The sequence below is a fragment of the Nocardioides sp. genome (assembly GCF_030019515.1).
GTDB lineage: Bacteria > Actinomycetota > Actinomycetes > Propionibacteriales > Nocardioidaceae > Nocardioides.
Window position 1 is genome coordinate 59,541 of record NZ_JASEEQ010000009.1, and the last position, 18,274, is coordinate 77,814.

The window sequence follows — 18,274 nt, forward strand, 5'->3', positions numbered from 1 at the left end:
CTCAGCCCTCCTCTCCCTGGTCGGTGGGGTTGCCGGCGCCGAGGCGGGTGACCCGGCACGCGGCGGTCTTGAACGTCGGCTGCTTGGACACCGGGTCCCACACGGTCATCGTCAGCTCGTTGGCCGGGTGGTCGCCGTAGTGGAACGGCACGAACACGGTGCCCTCGGGGACCTCCGTGACCTCGCCGATCCGCGCGGGCACGTCGACGCTGCCGCGCGGGGGCTCCAGCCGGACCAGGTCGCCGTCGGTGACGCCGAGCCGCTGGGAGTCGCCCGGCGCGAGCTCGACCCAGGCGTGCGGCGCCCGCTCGTCGAGCGGCCGGGACCGGGCGGTCTTGGTGCGGGTGTGGAAGTGGTAGACGGTGCGGCCGGTGGTCAGCCGGAACGGGTAGGCCTCGCTCGGCTCCTCGTGCGGCGGGGAGTACGGCGCGCCCTTGAGGAAGGCCCGGCCCGCCGGGGCCTGGGCGCGGTGCTCCTGCTCGGTCACGGTCGCGCCGGTCGTCAGGTCGTGGCCGAACGTCTCGCACTGCTCGGTGTGGGTGGGGAACCGGGCGTCGGCGTACAGCCGCTCGACGCCCTGGGGCCACTGCACGCCGGTGGGCCCGCTCAGCACCTCGTAGGTGATGCCGGTGTAGTCGCAGGGGCGGCCGCGGGTCGCCGCCGACCAGTGCTGGTACGCCTCCTCGGGGGTGCGCCAGGTGATCAGCGGGCCGCCGTCCTTGTCGGTGAACCCCATGGCGTCGGCGTAGGCCAGCAGGATGTCCAGGTCGCTGCGCGCCTCGCCGGGCGGGTCGACGGCCTGCCGGGACAGGTGCACGGTGCGGTCGACGTTGGTGAAGCAGCCGGTCTTCTCGCCCCACCCGGCCGCGGGCAGCACCACGTCGGCGAGCCGCGCGGTCTCGGTGAGGAACAGGTCCTGGACCACCACGAAGCACTGGTCGCCGGCCAGGATCCGCTTGATCCGCTCCGACTCCGGCATCGAGACCGCCGGGTTGGTCGCGGAGATCCACAGCAGCCCGACGGTGCCGGCCTCGGCGTAGGAGAAGATCTGCATCGCGTGCGTGGGCGGCGCCCAGTGCGGGATCGTCATCGGGTCGACGTTCCAGTGGTCGGCGAGCTCCTGGACGTGCTGCGGGTTGTCCCAGTTGCGGAACCCGGTCAGGTCGCCGTCGGCGCCGGTCTCGCGGTTGTTCTGCGCGGTCGGCTGGCCGTTCATCTGCAGCAGCCCGCAGCCGGGGCGGCCGATCTGGCCGCGCAGCAGGTGCAGGTTGTTGACCGCGACGGACGCGGCCGTCGCCTGGTGGGACTGGTAGAAGCCCTGCAGCACCGTGGAGAGCACCGCCTCGGACTCCCCGAAGATCCGCGCGGCGCGCCGTACCGCGTCGGCGTCGACGCCGCAGATCTCCGCCGCCTTCTCCGGGGTGTACGGCGCGACCGCGGCGCGCAGGCCCTCGAGCCCGATCGTGTGCGCGTCCACCCAGGCGTGGTCGACCCACTCGTCGTGCTCGAGCAGCTCGCGGGTCAGCGCGTTCATCAGCGCCAGGTTGGTGCCCACCGTGGGGGCCAGGTGGACGCCGCCGGTGGCCTCGGCCTCGGCCGCGACCGCGGTGCGGCGCGGGTCCACGCAGACGACCTTCGGCGGGTCCTCGCCGCGGGTGCGGTCCAGGATCCGCGACCAGAGCACGGTCTGGGTCTCGGCCATGTTGTGGCCGTAGAGGAACAGCGCGTCGCAGTGCTCGATGTCCGCATACGACCCGGGCTGGCCGTCGGCGCCGAAGGACTCCTTGAGCGCGGCCGCGGCGGTCGCCGTGCACAGCCGGGTGTTCCCATCCATGTGCGGGGTGCCGAGCCCGGCCTTCCCGATCACCGCGAGCGTGTAGTACTCCTCCAGGAACAGCTGGCCGCTGGTGTAGAAGCCGTGGCTGAGCGGGCCCTGCTCCTCGAGCAGCTGCTTCGAGCGGGCGACGACCCGGCCCATCGCGGTGTCCCAGTCGGTCTCGACCAGCTCGCCGCCCTCGCGGACCAGGGGCCGGGTCAGCCGGTCGGGCGAGTGCGACCACGGCGTACTCCCGTAGAGGCCCTTGGGCCCGAGCCGGCCGTGGTTGACCCGGTCGGTCTCCCGGCCGCGGATGCCGACCATCCGGCCGTCCTTGACCGCGATGTCGCAGCCGCAGCCGTTGCTGCACAGCAGGCACGCCGAGGAGACCCAGGAGTCCACCTGGTCCTCGGCCAGGCCGTCCTCGAGGTGCAGGTCCACGCGGGTCGGCCACGGGGTCCCGCGGGGGTGCGGGGTGCGCTCGCCCCAGATGTCGCGGGTGCGGTCGGTGCCGGAGCCGGGCTGGGGGCCGGTGTTCGCGTCGGTGGCGTTCGCAGTCACCACGAAGCGGTGCCCCGCCGACCACGATTCATGCGCTTGCGCATATATTGCGGGGATGGCGCCCACGGACGAGCCGGGAGATCAGGCGGACGGCGAGCTCGCCGACGCCTTCCTCACCGCCTCGCGCGCCCTCGTCGGCCTGGCCGTGCACGCGATCGGGGTCGGCGCGCCCCAGGTGACCGTCGCGCAGTTCCGGCTCCTGGTGCTGCTCGCCGCGTCGGGGGAGCGGACCGTCGGCGACGTCGCCGCGCACCTCGGGATCGCCCAGTCCAACGCCAGCCGGCACTGCGACCGGCTCCAGCGGCTCGGCCTGCTGGCCCGCCGCCGGTCCCGCTCGGACGGCCGGGTGGTGCGGGTCCGGGTCACCGACGCCGGGCGCTCGCTGGTCGACGCGGTCGACCGGCAGCGCCGCGACGAGGTACGCCGGCTGCTGGGCCGGCTCACGCCCGGCGAGCGGGTCGGCGCGCTCGAGGCGATGCGCGCGTTCAGTCGCGCCGCGGGCGAGCAGGGCGACCGCAGCTGGGCGGTTCAGGCGTGGTGAGCGCTGTGCGTCTCGGGGGTCTCGGGGGTGCCGTGGGTCGCGACGATCGGCACCAGCACAGCGGTACCCCCACCGGTGTGGCGTCCCTCCCCAGGGGCCGGAAGACAACACAAGTTGCGCACTTCTTCAAGTCGCGTAGCGCCCCGGGCCATCCGGGATGCGAGCATGGATCCAGTCGAGGACAACGGAGGACCTGGTGGTTGATGTGGTGATGGACCTGGAGAGCGTCCTGGACGCGGCCGGGCTGACGAACCCGCACGTGCGGGAGTACGTCGCCCACTGGGCCGGGATCACCGGCGCCGAGCGCGTCGAGGTGGTCGATGCGTCCGACGACGCCCGGCTGGTGAGCGAGGCGCTCGCGGCCGGCGAGCTGCAGCCGGTCGGCGAGGACTGCTACTACTCGCGCAGCTACTACAAGGACACGGCCCGCTCCGAGGAGCGGACCATCGTCGCGACCAGCGACCCGGCCGACAAGGGCACCTACAACAACTGGCGGCCCGCCGGTGAGATGAAGGAGCTGCTCGAGGGGCTGATGCGCGGCGCCTCGGCCGGCAAGACGATGTACGTGATCCCCTACCTGATGGCGCCTCCGGGCTCCCCGATGGAGCGGTTCGCAGCCGGCGTCCAGCTCACCGACTGCCGCCCGGTCACGCTGCACATGATCCGGATGTCGCGGGTCGGCGTGCACCACATCAACGACCTCACGGACCCGAGCAGCTTCGTGCGCGCGGTGCACGTGACCGGCGACCTGGAGAACCTCGGCCAGGGCACGCCCGACGACCAGCGGTACTTCGTGACCGTCGCGGACGAGCGGACCATCCTCCACTACGGCTCGTCGTACGGCGGCAACGCGCTGCTCGGCAAGATCGCCCACGGCCTGCGGCAGGCGGCGTACGACGGGCAGGCGTCCGGGGAGTTCCTCGCCGAGCAGTTCATGCTCCTCGGGATCGTCGACAACGAGACCGGCCGGCGCTACCACGTCGCCGGCGGCTTCCCCAGCGCCTCCGGCAAGACGAACCTCGCGATGACGCTGGCCCCCGAGGCGCTCGGCGACCGCTACCGGGTGGAGTTCTACGGCGACGACATCACCTGGCTGTGGATCGACCCCGACGACGGGCGGCTCTACGGCATGAACCCCGAGTTCGGGGTCTTCGGCGTCGCCAAGGACACCAACGAGAGGACCAACCCGACCGCGCTGGACTCGGTGCAGGCCGGGGCTGGCGCGATCTTCACCAACGTCGCCTACAACCCGCGCACCCAGGAGGTGTGGTGGGAGGGGCGCACGCCGGCGCCGCCGTCGGACCTCGAGGGCTGGCTGGACTGGAAGGGCCAGCCGATCGCCGCGCGCGAGCCCGGCGACGACTCGCCCTGGGCGCACCCCAACAGCCGGTTCACCACGACGCTGGCGAACGTGCCGAACGTGGCCGCCGACTTCGAGGAGCCGCGCGGCGTCCCGATCGACGCGATCATCTTCGGCGGCCGGACCCGCGACCGGGAGCCGCTGGTGCGGGCGATCACCGACCTCGCCGAGGGCGTGTACGACGGCCTCACGCTGGGCGCCGAGGCGACCTTCGCCGCCGACGGGGTGGACGGGCAGCTGCGCTACGACCCGATGTCGATGCGGCCGTTCATGTCCTACCCCGAGGCCCGCTACGCCGCCCACTGGCTCGAGCTGGTCGGCCGCGCGAGCGACCAGCCGATCTTCGCGCACGTGAACTGGTTCCAGCGCGACCCGGAGGACGGCCACTTCCTGTGGCCCGGCTACCGCGAGAACCTGCGCGCGCTGCTGTGGCTGGCCAGGCTCAAGGAGGGCTCGGTGACCGGGGTGCCGACCGCGGTCGGCATCCTGCCCAAGGAGGACGAGCTGCACCTCTCCGACCTCGAGCTGCCCGAGGCCGACAAGGAGCGGATCCTCTCCATCGACAAGGACCGCTGGTGCCAGGAGATGGGCTTCCGCGAGACCCACCTCGCCCAGTTCGACGGCCTGCCCGAGGAGATCTGGGAGGCCCACCGCCGGGTCGCCCGCGACCTCGACTGCTGATCGCCGCGGACGTCGTACGGTGTCACCTGTTGGTCCGTACGACGTCCCGCGCGCCCCGGGGTTCGGAACCGCGTCGGAACCGGGCAGTCGTGGGCGCACGGGCGACGCCGGCGTCGAGCCGTGGCGTCGGCCCGGTCGCCGTGCGGGCACGCTACCTCCGGGCCCCATGTCCCGGGGGTGGCTGGCACCCCGAGGGGGCGCGTCCGGTCAGGCGACCGGGTCTTCCGGGGACCAGGCCGACTCGAAGATCCAGGCGCGCCGCCCCTCAGGGTGCAGCTCGATGACGTCGCACCAGGTCTCGACCAGGGTCAGGCGGTCCGATCCGTCGCGGTCGGTGCGCCGCCACGACTCCGGTAGGGGCTTCGTCATGTCCCTGTTATCGGCTCTTCCGAGGGCCGACTGAGGTGCCTACCGACCCGGTCCAGACCGGTGCCACGCCTTAGGGTGAACGCCATGAAGGTTCTCGTCACCGGCGGCGCCGGCTACATCGGCTCGACCACTGCGAAGGCGCTCGAGGAGGCCGGCCACACGCCGGTGATCCTGGACTCGCTGCTCACCGGCCCGCTGGCCTTCGTGCGCGACCGGATCTTCTACGAGGGCGACATCGCCGACCGGGCGCTGGTCCGCCGGGTCTTCGACGAGCACCCCGACATCGACGCGACCATCCACATGGCCGCCCGGATCGTGGTGCCCGAGTCGGTCGAGAAGCCCTACGAGTACTACCGCGACAACGTCGCCAAGTCCCTGGAGCTCTTCGACGAGCTGAACACCCTCGGCAAGGGGCGGGTGCTGTTCTCCTCCTCGGCCTCGATCTACGCCCTCAAGGACGACTTCGAGGTCTCCGAGGGCGACCGCCTCGAGCCGACCTCGCCGTACGCCCGCACCAAGCGGATGATGGAGGAGGTCCTCCAGGACATGTCGGCCGCGACCGGCCTGCGCGCGATCATCCTGCGCTACTTCAACCCGATCGGCTCCGACCCCGACCTGGAGTCCGGCATCTACGCCAAGGAGCCCTCGCACGTGCTCGGCCAGCTGGTGATGGCCGCGCGCGGCCAGAAGGACTCGTTCACGATCACCGGCACCGACCACCCCACCCGCGACGGCACCGGCATCCGCGACTACATCCACGTCTGGGACCTGGCCCGCGCGCACGTCCGCGCGGTCGAGCGGTTCGACGAGGTGATCGACGCCGCCGGCGCGCCCAGCGTGATCATCAACGTCGGCACCGGCTCCGGCGTGACCGTGCGCGAGCTCGTGCAGTCCTTCGAGACCGTCTTCGGCTCCAAGGTGCCGGTCACCGAGGCGCCGCCGCGGCCCGGCGACGCGGTGGGGGCGTTCGCGAACGTCGACCGCTCCGGCCGGCTGCTCGACTGGCGCACCGAGCTCTCCATGGAGGACGCCATCGCCTCGGCGCTGGCGTGGGGCGCGAAGCGCCAGGAGATCCTGGGCTACGAGTGATGCGCGCGCTCGGCCTGCTGCTGGCGGTCCTCCTGCTCGCGCCCGCCCCGTCGTACGCCGGGCGGGCCGACGTCACGGGCGCGGCCGCGCGGGCCGCGACGCCGCTCGCGGGGCGGGTCGTGGTGCTCGATCCCGGCCACCAGCTCGGCAACCACAACTTCCCGCGCAAGATCAGCCGGCAGGTGCCGGCGGGCGGCTTCAAGAAGGACTGCAACACCACCGGCACCGCGACCAACGGCGGCTACCCGGAGGCCACCCTGGCCTGGCGGGTGACCCGGCTGCTGCAGGCCCGGCTCGAGCGGCTCGGCGCGCAGGTGAGGCTGACCCGCGGCAGCAACCGCCAGGACCGCTGGGGCCCGTGCGTCGACGAGCGCGGTCGGGCCGGCAACCGGGTCGGGGCCGACCTCAAGATCAGCGTGCACGGCGACGGCTCGTACGCCGTCGGCGCCCACGGCTTCCACGTGATCGCCCCGACCGACCGGCGGCCGTGGACCCACGACATCTACCGCTCCTCCAAGCGGCTCGCCGTCGACACCCGCGCGGCGCTGCGTCGCCGGGGCGTGCCGGTCGCCAACTACATCGCCGGCGGCGACGGGCTGGACTTCCGCGCCGACCTCGGCACCCTCAACCTCTCCGACGTGCCCACCGTGATGGTCGAGCTCGGCAACATGCGCAACCGCCGCGACGCCCACCGGATGACCACCCCCGCCGGACGTGCGACGTACGCCCGCGCCCTCACCGGCGCCGTCCGCGCCTTCCTCCGCTGACCCCGGTCCGATCCCGGGGCAGTTCGCCCGGAGGCCCCTACGTGTGAGCGGGCGGGTACGGCGGCGCCGGCCGAACTGCCCCGCGAACGGTCCTGTGGACAACCGCGGGCACCCGGCCGTCAGCGGGTAGGAGCCCGGTCATGGACGCACCCGAGGCCCTGGCCATGCTGGGCGGGGTGGCCACCGCCCAGGAGCTGCTGTGCTGCACCAGCCGCCGCCGACTGCGCGCCGCGCTCGCCGCGCAGACGATGGTCCGTGAGCGGCACGGCCGCTACCGGCTGCCCGACGCCGACGTCGCGCGGGCGGCGGCCGCGCGGGTCGGCGGCGTCGTCTCGCACCTGAGCGCCGCCCAGGACTGGGGCTGGAAGATCGAGGCGCCGCCCGAGAAGCCCTGCGTGACCGTGCCCCGGCGCAGCTGCCACCTCGAGGCCGACGACCTCGAGGTGCACTGGGCCGACCTGGGGCTGCTCGACGTCAGCCGCGGCGTCACCGACCCGCTGCTGACGGTCGTCGACTGCGCGCGTGCCTACCCCTTCGACGTCGCGCTCTGCGTGGCCGACTCGGCCCTGCGGTCGGGGATCGACCGTGCCGACCTGGTTGCCGCGGCCCTCCGGGCACCGCGCACCGGCCGGCGGCGCGCGGTTCGGGTCGCGGAGGCTGCCGATCCGCGGGCGGACAACCCGTTCGAATCGGCGCTCCGGGCGATCGCGCTCGACGTACCGGGCCTCGTGGTCGAGCCCCAGCAGTGGGTCGCGGACGTGGGGCGGGTGGATCTCATGGACGTCGGACGGCGTCTGGTCATCGAGGCGGAGTCGTTCGAGTTCCACTCCGACCGGGCGAGCCTGCGGCGCGACGTCCACCGGTACACCGCGTTCGTGCGGCTCGGCTACCGCGTCGTGCGGTTCACCTGGGAGGACGTCATGTTCGACCCGGCGTACGTGCGCGGGGTGCTCGTCGACCTGGTCGGTTGACGCTCAGGGGCGGAGGGCCTGCGGGAGCACGACGTCGACCAGGACCGTGGCCCGCTCCTCGATCTCGGCGTCGTCGAACTCCCGGCCCTCGAGGCGCACGCCCAGGGTCTGCATGGTGACCGAGCCGTAGACGCACTGGCCGATCTCCCGGGCCGGCAGGTCCGCCGGCACCTCGCCCCGCTCGATCGCCCGGGCTGCGATCTGGTCGATGAACCGCACCTGCACGTCGGCGACCGTCTCGACGAACCTGCCCAGCTGGTGCGGCGCCCCCGCGGCGTCGACCAGGACCCGGAGCGCCGCCCAGCCGGCCGGGTCGCGGTAGTGGCTGAACAGGTTGACGGCCAGGTCGTGCAGGTCGCCGCGCAGGCTCCCGGTGTCGACGCCCCCGATGTCCCCGCTGTGGCTGCTCACGGCATCGGTGAGCAGGCTGTCCTTGTCCTGCCAGCGCAGGTAGACGGTGGACTTGCCGACACCGGCCCGGCGCGCGACCCCGTCCATCGTGAAGCCCGACCAGCCGTGCTCGCCGTACTCCTCGAGCGCGGCGTCGATGATCCTCTTCTCGGCGCCGGGGGTCCGTGGCCGACCGCGGCCCCGGCGGATCTCCCCCTGTGGTGTGGACATGGCTGATTGAACATCACAAAGCGGCCCGTCGGGGGCAGATCGCCGACGGTCGCTACTCTCGACCACGTGTCGGCCTGGGGCGAGAGGAACACCCATCACTGGGACGACTGGACCCTCGCCGACCTGATGGCCGCCAAGCGGCACCCGGTCAGCCTCGTGGTCCCCGCCCGCAACGAGGCCGCGACCGTCGGCGACGTGGTGACCCGGGTCCGCGAGGCGCTGGTCGACACCGTGGCCCTGCTCGACGAGATCGTCGTGATCGACTCCGACTCCACCGACGACACCTACGAGGTCGCCACCGACGCCGGCGCCGTGGTGTACCGCGCCGCGGAGATCCGCCCCGACCTGGGCAGCGTCCCCGGCAAGGGTGAGGCGATGTGGAAGGCGCAGTTCGTCACCGCCGGCGACGTGATCGTGTTCATGGACGCCGACCTGCTCGACTGGGACACCCACTTCGTGCCCGGCCTGCTCGGCCCGCTGCTCACGCGTCCCGAGGTCGCGCTGGTCAAGGGCTTCTACGAGCGCCCGATGCTCTCCGGGGACTCCGCCGTGCCGTTCGAGGGCGGCCGGGTCACCGAGCTGGTCGCCCGGCCGCTGATCCGGCTGCTGTTCCCCGAGTTGGCCGGTCTGCACCAGCCGCTGGCGGGCGAGTGGGCGGTACGACGCGAGCTGTTCGAGCAGCTCAGCGTCCCGACCGGATACGCAGTCGAGCTCGCCGCCCTCGTCGACACCCTGCGCAGCCGGGGCCTCGACGCGGTCGCCCAGGTCGACCTCGGGACCCGCGCCCACCGGCACCAGTCGCTGCGCGACCTCAGCGGGATGGCCACCCAGATCCTCGCGGCCGCCCTGGCCCGGGTCGGCACCCCCACCGCCGCCGGCACCGGCCCGGCCGAGGAGCGACCGCCGGCGGTGAGCCTGCGATGACGCTCAGGCTCGGCCGCCACGAGTTCCCCGACACCGCCACGCTGATGATGGCGATCGTCAACCGCACCCCCGACTCCTTCTACGACAAGGGCGCGACCTGGGCGGAGGACAAGGCCTTCGAGCGGGTCGCGCTGGTCGCCGCCCAGGGCGCCGAGATCGTCGACATCGGCGGCATCAAGGCCGCGCCGGGCGTCGAGATCGGCGTCGCCGAGGAGCGCTCCCGCGTCGTCGACTTCGTCGCCCGGGTCCGCGAGTCGTTCCCGGACCTGGTGATCTCGGTCGACACCTGGCGCGCCGAGGTCGGCAGCGCCGTCTGCGCCGCCGGCGCCGACCTGATCAACGACGCCTGGGGCGGCGCGGACCCCGAGCTCGTCGACGCCGCCGCCGAGGCCGGCGCCGCGATCGTGTGCACCCACACCGGCGGCGTCACGCCGCGGACCCGTCCGTACCGGATGGAGTACGACGACGTGGTCGCCGCCGCGATCGCCGACACGGTCGCGTACGCCGAGCGGGCGATCGCCGCCGGCGTCGACCCGGCCTCGGTCGTCGTCGACCCGGCCCACGACTTCGGCAAGAACACCTTCCACTCCCTCGAGGTCACCCGCCGGCTCGGGGAGCTGGTCGCGACCGGGTACCCGGTCCTGGTCTCCCTCTCCAACAAGGACTTCGTCGGCGAGAGCCTCGACCTGCCGGTCGGCGAGCGGCTCACCGGCACCCTGGCCGCTACCGCCGTCTGCGCCCTCGCCGGCGCCCGGATCTACCGCGTGCACGAGGTCGTCGAGACCCGGCACACCGTCGACATGGTCGACACGATCGCCGGCCGCCGCCCGCCCAAGCGCGCCATCAGGGGGCTGCAATGAGAGTCGTGCTCGTCCCCGGCGTCCTCGCGCTGCTGCCGGAGTACGCCGGCCTCGAGGACCCGGTCGCCGAGCTGCGCGCCGCCTGCGTGGCGGCCGTGGGCTGGCTCGGCGCCGACCCGGTGGTGCTCGCCGACCCGCAGGGGGAGCGGGTGGCCCGGGCGCTGCTGACGCAGGCGCAGGCCGGCGGTGCGCCGGCAACCGGATCCGGGGGTGGAGTGGTTGCCGGCGCACCGCCGGCCCGGGTCCTCGTCGTCGGCAACGGCAGCGCCAGGCGCACCGAGAAGGCGCCCGGGTTCCTCGACGGGCGCGCGACCGCGTTCGACGAGGCGCTGGGGGCCTCGCTGCGCGCCGGCCGGCCGGAGGTCGACGCCCGGCTCGCCGCCGAGCTCTGGGCCAGCGTCACCGGGATCGAGCGGATGGCCGACCTCGGCGACCTCGGCCCGGCTCAGGTCGACTACGACGACGACCCGTTCGGGGTGCAGTACTGGGTGCTGAGGTGGCAGACATGAGGGTGCTCGTCGGTCCCGGCAGCGGGGACGCCATCGCGGAGGCCGGCCTCGCCGAGCTGTACGCCGTTCCGCGCACGCCGTGGCTGCGGGTCAACATGGTCGGCACCGTGGACGGCGCCGCCACCGGGGAGACCGGCACCAGTGGCTCGATCAACAACGCCGTGGACAAGCAGGTCTTCGACCAGCTCCGCGCGGCGGCCGACGTGATCGTCGTCGGTGCCGGGACGGCCCGGGCCGAGGGCTACCACGTCGCCGACCGGCCGCTGGTGCTCGTCAGCCGCCGGGGCGACGTACCCGAGGGGCTGCGCGACGCGCCGCCCGGCTCGGTACTGATGGCGACCTGCGGCGCCGCCGAGCACATCGACCGGGCCCGCGATGTGCTCGGCGCCGACCAGGTGCTGGTGCTCGGGTCGCACCGGGTCGACCTGCCGCTGCTCAAGCAGGTGCTGGTCGATCGCGGCTGGACCAGCCAGCTCTGCGAGGGCGGCCCGCACCTGCTGCGCGACCTGCTCGCCGCCGGCGTCGCCGACGAGCTGTGCACGACCACCGTCCCGCGGCTGGTGGCCGGCGAGCACCCGCGGATCGTCCAGGGCCCGCCCATCGACGTACCCCTGCGGCTGCACCTGCTCCTGGAGGACGAGGACACCCTCCTCGCCCGCTGGCTCACCTGACCGGCCGGAGTCCTTTAGGCTGCGGGAAACCGCACCTGCCCAGGGGTCGCGGTTCACCGAGGGAGATTCCCATGCCGCGCCCGTCCCGGATCCTCGCCGCTCTCTTCGCGCTCGCCCTGGGCGCGGCGGTGCTGCCGATGGCCTTCGCCCCGGCGACCGCCGCGCCGAACGACGCGATCTACCGGTCGTTGCGCGGGTTCGAGCCGACCGGGCCGCGGGTGCGGGTCGATCCCGACCACTACGCCGCCGTCCGCGTCGACACCGGCCTGGTGCGCGCGGCACTGCGCGGCGCCCCGCAGGCCGGCGCGGCCGGCGCGACGGTCTTCTCGGTGCCGACCCCGGCCGGCGGCACCGAGCGGTTCGCCGTCCAGCGCACCCAGCTGATGCAGGCCGGGCTGGCGGCCGCACACCCGGAGATCGCCACCTGGGCCGGCCGGTCGCTCGACCACCCCGGCACCACCATCGCGATGGACGTGACGCCGATGGGCTTCCACGCCTCGGTGCGGTCCGGCGGGCAGACGGCGTGGTACGTCGACCCGGCGTACAACCGGCCCGGCACCACCGAGCACCTCAGCTACTACGGCGGCAGCCTGCCCCGCGAGACCGAGCGGGTCGCCGAACGGGAGCTGCCGGACGTCCAGCGGTCGATCGCCCAGCGGGGCAGCCAGCGCCGGGCGGGCGGTGACAGCGTCGAGCAGCGGGTCTACCGGCTCGCGCTGGTCAGCGACCCGACGTACGCGTCGTACTTCGGCAGCGCCAACGTGACCGCCGAGAAGGTCACGCTGATGAACCGCGTGAACCAGATCTACAACGACGACCTCGCGGTCAACATGGTCCTGGTCGACGGCACCGACGACCTCAACCTCGACACCGAGGCGAAGGCGTCCGGCCCGAACGGCCCGTGCGGCGCACACCCGTGCTTCGACCCGCCGTCCGGTGACCCCGGCTCGCCGGACTACGTCCCCGGCCAGCTCGAGTACTGCGACGTCCCCGGCCTGGTGCGCAACCAGACCGTGCTCGGCCAGCTCATCGGCGCCTCCAACTACGACATCGGGCACCTGATGCTCGGCGTCAACGGCGGCGGCCTCGCCGGCCTCGGCGTCGTCGGCAGCATCGAGAAGGGCCTGGGCTGCACCGGCCTGCCCGACCCGACCGGCGACTTCATGGCCATCGACTACGTCGCGCACGAGATGGGCCACCAGTTCGGCGGCAACCACACGTTCAACGGCGTCCAGAACGCCTGCTCGGGCGGCAACCGCAACGCCGGCACGTCGGTCGAGCCGGGCTCCGGCTCCTCGGTGATGGCCTACGCCGGCATCTGCCTGCAGGACGACCTGCAGCCGCACACCGACCCGTACTTCTCCCAGCGCACGCTGGACGAGGTGAACGCCTACACCGGGGGTACGGCGCCCGCGCCCGTCGAGGTGCAGAACATCTCGCTCACCGGCTTCGACACCGACGGCGAGTCGATCATGATCGGCTACCCGGGCGGCGGCGCGCCGGTCACGCTGACCCGCGGCTCGACGTACACCGCGGCGAACATCGAGGCGGCCGTCGAGGGCCTGACCGGCGAGAACGTCACGGTCACCGGCTGGGGCTACGACCCGTACGCCAGCAGCGCGACCTATCCGGCGCCGCTGACGGCGCCGGACGACACCGGCTTCCAGGTGATCTTCGCCGCCGACGCCGACCCGTACACGGCGGACAGCGACCGTGCGGACATGGACGACCTGCAGGTCACCACGCCGTCGGCGGGCGTGACGGCGTTCGTCGGGGAGACCGCGAAGGGCGGCGCGCCCGGCAACCACGGCTTCGCGATCAACCCGACCGACAACCACGACCCGGTGGTGACCGCGCCCGCGAGCCGGACCATCCCGACCCGCACGCCGTTCACGCTCACCGGCTCGGGCACCGACCCCGACGGTGACCCGCTCGTCTACATCTGGGAGCAGAACGACGACGCCGGCGGCCACGCGGGCACCGCCCTGGTCAGCAACCGGAAGCCGTGGGGGCCGCTGTTCCGGGTGTTCGGCACGTTCGCGAACGTCACCGACCGCGGCACGCTCCAGTACCACTCGCCGGGGGAGAACACCGCCACGGCGGCCGGCCGGACCCGCACCTTCCCCGACCTCGCGCAGATCCTGGCCGGCAACACCAACGCCAAGAGCGGCCGGTGCCCCTCGGTCCCGGCCGCCGACCCCGACAGCTACGTCCCGGTCAGGCCGCGGCCGCGGGACTGCTACTCGGAGTTCCTGCCGACCTCCGACTACCGCGGCCCGATGCACTTCCGGCTCACCGCGCGCGACCAGGTCGCGGGCGGCGGCGGGATCGGCTTCGACGAGGTCACCCTCCAGGTGGACCGCACCGCCGGGCCGTTCCTGGTGACCTCCTTCGCGACGGGCGGCACGGTCGACGGCGGCAGGAGGAAGGCGATCACCTGGCAGGTCAACGGCACGAAGAAGCTGGCCGGGAAGGTCCGGATCGTGCTGTCCACCAACAACGGCCGGACCTGGCGCAACGTGCTCGCCACGACCGCCAACGACGGCCGGGCCAGGGTCCGCATCCCGAACGTGCGCACCGGCAAGGCCCGGCTGAAGATCGAGGCGGTCGGCAACTACTTCTTCGACCTCAGCGACCACTCCTTCCGGATCCGCTAGCTGCATCGTCCCTGACGCTCGCGCGGTCTGGGACCGCTCCCACGCAACGGGTACGTCAGGTGCGCCGGAAGGGTCGGCAGGGGGACTCGAGCCAGGACGGAGGTGGGCGGGTGGACGTCGGCATGACGCTGCCGGTGATGGAGCCGGACCTGTGGGACGCCGAAGGCGCGCAGACGCTGGCGGAGTGGGCCCGGGCGATCGACGAGGGCCCGTACTCCTCGGTGTGCTTCGGCGAGCGGATGGCCTTCGACAACCCGGACGCGCTGACGCTGCTGGGCGCGGTCGCGGCCTGGACATCGCGGGTCCGGGTCGTCACGACCGTCGTGGTGCCCCAGCTGCACGAGCCGGTCCCGCTCGCCAAGGCGCTGGCCACCGGCGACCGGCTCTGCGGCGGGCGGCTCACCGTGGGGCTCGGGGTCGGCGGGCGCGAGGAGGACTACCGGGCGGCGGGCGCGGAGCTCGGCACCCGGACCATGGCCGAGCTGGCCGACCGGGTCGCGGTGCTGCGCCGGGTGTGGGGCGGTGAGCGCGTGGTGGACGCCGTACGACCCGTCGGGCCGCCGCCGGTCCGGCCCGGTGGGCCGGAGCTCCTCGTCGGGACGCTCGGTCCGCGCACCATCCGCAGCGCCGCCGCCTGGGCCGACGGCCTCGCCGGGATGTCGCTGGACGTCGACCTCGCCGAGATGGAGCGGGTCTTCGCCCTGACCCGGGACGCGTGGCGCGAGGCGGGGCGGCCCGCGCCGCGGCTGACGACGTCGTTCTGGTTCGCGCTCGACGATGGGGACGGGAGCGCGCGCGAGCAGGTGCACCGGCACCTGCGTCACTACCTGAACTGGATCCCGGTCGAGATCGTCGACGCCATGGCCGCCACCGCCGGCTTCGCCGGGACGCCGGACCAGCTGCGGCAGACGCTGCGGCGGATCGCGGACCTCGGTGCGGACGAGGTGCAGCTGATCCCGACCGGCTCCGACCTGGACCAGGTGCACCGGGTCGCTCACCTGATCGGGTGATTGTCGGGGCCGCTGTGGACGTTCGGGAGCTGCGGCGGGCCGGAGGCCCTACGGTGTGCTCGTGCGGATGGACTGGCTGCCGGTCTCGGCAGCGCTGCTGGTGACCGGGGCGCTGGCGCTCTGCCTGGGCGCGTTCCTGCTGCCGGCGTCCGAGGACACCTCCGACACCCTGCGCATCGTCCAGCAGCAGGGCGGCCAGTGGCTGGCCGCAGCGGTGATCTTCTTCATCTCCTCGATCGGCCTGACCCTCGGGCTGCCGGCGGTCCTGTCGCTGTTCGACCGGCGCGGCTGGGTGCTCGGCATGATCAGCGGGATCGTGCTCGAGATCGGGTTCATCGGCACCGCGGGCTTCGCGATGCTGATGGCGTTCTTCCGGTCGCTGGTCATCAGCGACGCGCTCCGGGGCCAGAACATCGACGACATCGCCCACGAGGCCGGCCTCGCGGTCTTCCTCTACACCTGGATCGCGGGCCTGTACCTGGGCGAGATGCTGCTCGGCCTGGCCCTCTTGCGCGCCGGCACCGTCCCCCGCTGGATCCCGGCCGCGCTGATCCTGCATGCGCTGTCGTTCCCGATCTCCGGCGTCCTGCCGGAGTACCTCTCGAAGGCGACGATCCTGCTCCTCCTCATCGGGTTCGCGGGCGTCGCGATCCACGCCGCGTCGCCGCAGCGGCAGCACCGGCCGCACTGACGTCGCGGCGTGGCCGGTCGGGCGGGCGGGCGGTGTGCCAGCAACCGTGGGTGGGTCGGTTTCGGTTGCCTGGCCACCGCTGGCCCGCCCACCAGCGCGGGGCTCAGGCGAGCGCCGCGGCCAGGTCGGCCACCTGGTCGAGCGGCGCGTCGTACCCCGGGAAGTAGCAGCACACCCGCTCGGCGACGTCGCCGAAGCGGCGGCGGATCTCCGCGGCGCACTCCTCGGGCGTGCCCCGCACGGCCAGCGTCTCGAGCATCTCGTCGGTCACCAGCCCGACCATCGCCGCCCACTCGCCCTGCTTGGAGAGCCGGTTGAGCTCGGGCTGGACGTCGGACCAGCCCTCGACCTCGAGGACGGGGAGGTACGCCGGGGTCGAGCCGTAGAACGCGAGCAGCCCACGCACCCCCGAGGTCGCCGCAGCCAGCTCCTCGTCGGTGCGGCCCATCGCGACGATCGCCTGCGGCAGGATCGCGAGGTCCGCGCGGCTGCGTCCCGCACGAGCGAGCCCCTCGTCGACGGCGGGCAGGGTGCGCTCGCGGAAGTGCCGGTGGCTGTGGAACGGCATCACCAGCAGCCCGTCGGCGACCTCCGCGGCCGTCCGGGTCATCACCGGCCCGAGCGCGCCGAGCAGCACCGACGGCACGCCGTACGGGTTCGGGCCGGGCACGAACGTCGGTGGCATCAGCGTGTGCTGGGTGAACTCGCCGCGGAAGTCCAGCGGCGTGCCGTCCTGCCAGGACCGCAGGATCGCCTGGACCGCGAGCACGGTCTCGCGCATCCGCGCGGCCGGCCGGCTCCAGGTCGCGCCGTACCGCCGCTCGATGTGCGGGCGGACCTGCGAGCCCAGCCCGAGGCGGAAGCGGCCACGGGAGAGCAGCTGCAGGTCGTACGCCGTGTGCGCGAGGTGCATCGGGCTGCGCGGGATCGCGATCGCGACGTTGGTCATCAGGTCGGTCTCGACCGCCCCCGCGGCGGCCGCGAGCGGCAGGAACACGTCGTGCGGACCCTCGAACGTGAACAGCCCGGCCGCCCCCGCCCCGGTCAGCTCACGGGCGCGCTCGGCGGCCCGGTCGGGACGGGCGTCGAGCTGGACGTCGAGCAGCATGCCGCCATCCTGGCGGACCTGCCCGGGTGGGCGCGCCGACCCGCCCGCAGGCTCGGCCCTGGTGAAGGGCGGCGCTAGGCACTCTCGACCTGGTAGCCGCCGAGCCAGCTCGCGTCGCGTCGGTGGCTCCAAGGGCGGGACGGCACGGCAGGCTCAGCCCCGCACGTGCGTCGCTGGTGGCTGGTATCGCTCAGCGATCCACGCATTCAACCGCTCGGCGAGGTCCGCCAACGAGTCCGCGGCCGCGACGCGAGCATCCCACGCGGCGACGAGTCGAAAGGCGAGCACGTCGTCGGCGACGTCGACCGCGATCGGCGTCAGGTCGAACCGAGGATCGTCGGAGACGACGGCGACTCCGCGGCCGGTGGCAGCGAGGGCCTGTGCGATCGTGCCGTTGGCGGCCTCGACGAGCGCGGAGTAGGACGCGCCCTGTGCGGCAACCGCCGTGTCGAGCGCTTCGCGTGCGGAGAACGTCGTGGGGACGCTCACCAAGGGCCGGTCCAGGAGCGCGGAGAGCGAGACGCGATCGCGTCGCGCCCACTCGTCGTCGGCTCGGACGTAGGCCCAGACCGGCAAGGTGGCGAGGACTCGGTGAGCCAGCGGCGCGCGCGGCGTCTGCGTCCCGATGGCGAGATCTGCACCGTCCGCCAGCATCGCCGCAGTCGTCTGTCCGTCGCCGGGCCGGACGTCGATCACCGGGTCATCGGCGGCCATCGTCGCCACGAACGGCGAGACCACATCGGTCAGCGTGACGGTCGGCGCGGCGATCGTGAGCCTCTCGAGACCGCCTCGGGCGTGGAACAGCGCCCGGTCCTCCAGCGCGGTGGCCGAGCCGAGGAGCTCGCGGGCGGCCGGCAGCAGGGCCCGTCCCGTTCGGCTGAGCGTGAGCCTGCCGGCGCTGCGGTCGAAGAGGACGACTCCGAGATCCCGTTCGAGCTGACGGAGCTGGCGCGACAGCGCTGGTTGAGTCACGTGGACCCGCACGGCGGCCGCGCTCACGCTTCCAGCGTCGGCGACGGCGACGAAGTAGCGGAGATGCCGCAGCTGCACTATGCCTCCGATGCATTG

General features: G+C 73.4%; 17 protein-coding genes. 12 read left to right on the forward strand and 5 right to left on the reverse strand.

Going from position 1 to position 18,274, the window contains the following annotated elements:
* Position 1 precedes the first annotated feature (1 nt).
* A complete protein-coding gene (locus tag QMC84_RS13845) occupies positions 2-2,377 on the reverse strand; it encodes a molybdopterin oxidoreductase family protein (RefSeq protein WP_300375466.1) in 2,376 nt (791 codons plus the stop codon).
* A gap of 55 nt (positions 2,378-2,432) precedes the next feature.
* Between QMC84_RS13845 and QMC84_RS13850 the strand changes: the two genes are divergently transcribed.
* Positions 2,433-2,918 (forward strand): MarR family winged helix-turn-helix transcriptional regulator, encoded by a 486-nt coding sequence (locus QMC84_RS13850; protein WP_300375468.1) that lies wholly within the window; start codon positions 2,433-2,435, stop codon positions 2,916-2,918.
* A gap of 196 nt (positions 2,919-3,114) precedes the next feature.
* Positions 3,115-4,959, forward strand: a complete 1,845-nt coding sequence (locus QMC84_RS13855) for a phosphoenolpyruvate carboxykinase (GTP) (protein WP_300375470.1) — start codon at positions 3,115-3,117, stop codon at positions 4,957-4,959.
* Between the two features lie 207 nt (positions 4,960-5,166).
* Here the strand turns inward: QMC84_RS13855 and QMC84_RS13860 are convergent, their stop codons facing one another.
* Positions 5,167-5,328, reverse strand: coding sequence for a hypothetical protein (locus QMC84_RS13860; protein ID WP_300375472.1), 162 nt, complete (start codon positions 5,326-5,328; stop codon positions 5,167-5,169).
* A gap of 84 nt (positions 5,329-5,412) precedes the next feature.
* Here QMC84_RS13860 and galE point away from each other — a divergent pair, with 84 nt between their 5' ends.
* The 3 genes from galE (at position 5,413) to QMC84_RS13875 (ending at position 8,155) form a co-directional block, all read left to right on the forward strand.
* Entirely contained in the window at positions 5,413-6,417 is a 1,005-nt protein-coding gene (galE, locus tag QMC84_RS13865; protein WP_300375474.1) for a UDP-glucose 4-epimerase GalE, read from the forward strand.
* Entirely contained in the window at positions 6,417-7,184 is a 768-nt protein-coding gene (locus QMC84_RS13870; protein WP_300375476.1) for an N-acetylmuramoyl-L-alanine amidase, read from the forward strand. The genes galE and QMC84_RS13870 overlap by 1 nt, the downstream gene beginning before the upstream one ends.
* A gap of 140 nt (positions 7,185-7,324) precedes the next feature.
* Positions 7,325-8,155 (forward strand): DUF559 domain-containing protein, encoded by an 831-nt coding sequence (locus QMC84_RS13875; protein ID WP_300375478.1) that lies wholly within the window; start codon positions 7,325-7,327, stop codon positions 8,153-8,155.
* Between the two features lie 3 nt (positions 8,156-8,158).
* Here QMC84_RS13875 and QMC84_RS13880 read toward each other — a convergent pair whose 3' ends face one another.
* Positions 8,159-8,776, reverse strand: coding sequence for a TetR/AcrR family transcriptional regulator (locus QMC84_RS13880; RefSeq protein ID WP_300375480.1), 618 nt, complete (start codon positions 8,774-8,776; stop codon positions 8,159-8,161).
* Positions 8,777-8,842: 66 nt separating this feature from the next.
* Between QMC84_RS13880 and QMC84_RS13885 the strand changes: the two genes are divergently transcribed.
* The 7 genes from QMC84_RS13885 to QMC84_RS13915 all read left to right on the forward strand — a co-directional run bounded on the left by QMC84_RS13885 (position 8,843) and on the right by QMC84_RS13915 (position 16,098).
* On the forward strand, positions 8,843-9,700 hold the full coding sequence (locus QMC84_RS13885; RefSeq protein ID WP_300375483.1) for a glucosyl-3-phosphoglycerate synthase: 858 nt from the start codon (positions 8,843-8,845) through the stop codon (positions 9,698-9,700).
* Complete coding sequence (gene folP, locus QMC84_RS13890) at positions 9,697-10,560, forward strand: dihydropteroate synthase (RefSeq protein ID WP_300375485.1); 864 nt, start codon at positions 9,697-9,699, stop codon at positions 10,558-10,560. Before QMC84_RS13885 ends, folP begins: the two co-directional genes overlap by 4 nt.
* Positions 10,557-11,069, forward strand: a complete 513-nt coding sequence (locus QMC84_RS13895; protein WP_300375487.1) for a hypothetical protein — start codon at positions 10,557-10,559, stop codon at positions 11,067-11,069. The genes folP and QMC84_RS13895 overlap by 4 nt, the downstream gene beginning before the upstream one ends.
* A complete protein-coding gene (locus tag QMC84_RS13900) occupies positions 11,066-11,740 on the forward strand; it encodes a dihydrofolate reductase family protein (RefSeq protein WP_300375489.1) in 675 nt (224 codons plus the stop codon). The genes QMC84_RS13895 and QMC84_RS13900 overlap by 4 nt, the downstream gene beginning before the upstream one ends.
* A gap of 71 nt (positions 11,741-11,811) precedes the next feature.
* Entirely contained in the window at positions 11,812-14,397 is a 2,586-nt protein-coding gene (locus QMC84_RS13905; RefSeq protein ID WP_300375491.1) for a M12 family metallo-peptidase, read from the forward strand.
* A gap of 110 nt (positions 14,398-14,507) precedes the next feature.
* Entirely contained in the window at positions 14,508-15,407 is a 900-nt protein-coding gene (locus QMC84_RS13910) for an LLM class flavin-dependent oxidoreductase (RefSeq protein ID WP_300375493.1), read from the forward strand.
* A gap of 61 nt (positions 15,408-15,468) precedes the next feature.
* Positions 15,469-16,098, forward strand: coding sequence for a hypothetical protein (locus QMC84_RS13915; protein ID WP_300375495.1), 630 nt, complete (start codon positions 15,469-15,471; stop codon positions 16,096-16,098).
* A 103-nt stretch (positions 16,099-16,201) separates the two neighbouring features.
* Here the strand turns inward: QMC84_RS13915 and QMC84_RS13920 are convergent, their stop codons facing one another.
* Together QMC84_RS13920 and QMC84_RS13925 are read right to left on the reverse strand one after the other, a co-directional pair.
* Entirely contained in the window at positions 16,202-17,206 is a 1,005-nt protein-coding gene (locus QMC84_RS13920) for a TIGR03617 family F420-dependent LLM class oxidoreductase (protein WP_300375497.1), read from the reverse strand.
* A gap of 153 nt (positions 17,207-17,359) precedes the next feature.
* Positions 17,360-18,256, reverse strand: coding sequence for a LysR family transcriptional regulator (locus QMC84_RS13925; protein WP_300375499.1), 897 nt, complete (start codon positions 18,254-18,256; stop codon positions 17,360-17,362).
* Between the last annotated feature and the right edge of the window lie 18 nt (positions 18,257-18,274).

Coding starts and splice junctions, on each gene's coding strand:
- folP (WP_300375485.1), top strand. CDS start 9,697: ATGACGCTCAGGCTCGGCCGCCACGAGTTCCCCGACACCGCCACGCTG.
- QMC84_RS13900 (WP_300375489.1), top strand. CDS start 11,066: ATGAGGGTGCTCGTCGGTCCCGGCAGCGGGGACGCCATCGCGGAGGCC.
- QMC84_RS13895 (WP_300375487.1), top strand. CDS start 10,557: ATGAGAGTCGTGCTCGTCCCCGGCGTCCTCGCGCTGCTGCCGGAGTAC.
- QMC84_RS13860 (WP_300375472.1), bottom strand. CDS start 5,328: ATGACGAAGCCCCTACCGGAGTCGTGGCGGCGCACCGACCGCGACGGA.
- QMC84_RS13880 (WP_300375480.1), bottom strand. CDS start 8,776: ATGTCCACACCACAGGGGGAGATCCGCCGGGGCCGCGGTCGGCCACGG.
- QMC84_RS13875 (WP_300375478.1), top strand. CDS start 7,325: ATGGACGCACCCGAGGCCCTGGCCATGCTGGGCGGGGTGGCCACCGCC.
- QMC84_RS13905 (WP_300375491.1), top strand. CDS start 11,812: ATGCCGCGCCCGTCCCGGATCCTCGCCGCTCTCTTCGCGCTCGCCCTG.
- QMC84_RS13850 (WP_300375468.1), top strand. CDS start 2,433: ATGGCGCCCACGGACGAGCCGGGAGATCAGGCGGACGGCGAGCTCGCC.
- galE (WP_300375474.1), top strand. CDS start 5,413: ATGAAGGTTCTCGTCACCGGCGGCGCCGGCTACATCGGCTCGACCACT.
- QMC84_RS13920 (WP_300375497.1), bottom strand. CDS start 17,206: ATGCTGCTCGACGTCCAGCTCGACGCCCGTCCCGACCGGGCCGCCGAG.
- QMC84_RS13870 (WP_300375476.1), top strand. CDS start 6,417: ATGCGCGCGCTCGGCCTGCTGCTGGCGGTCCTCCTGCTCGCGCCCGCC.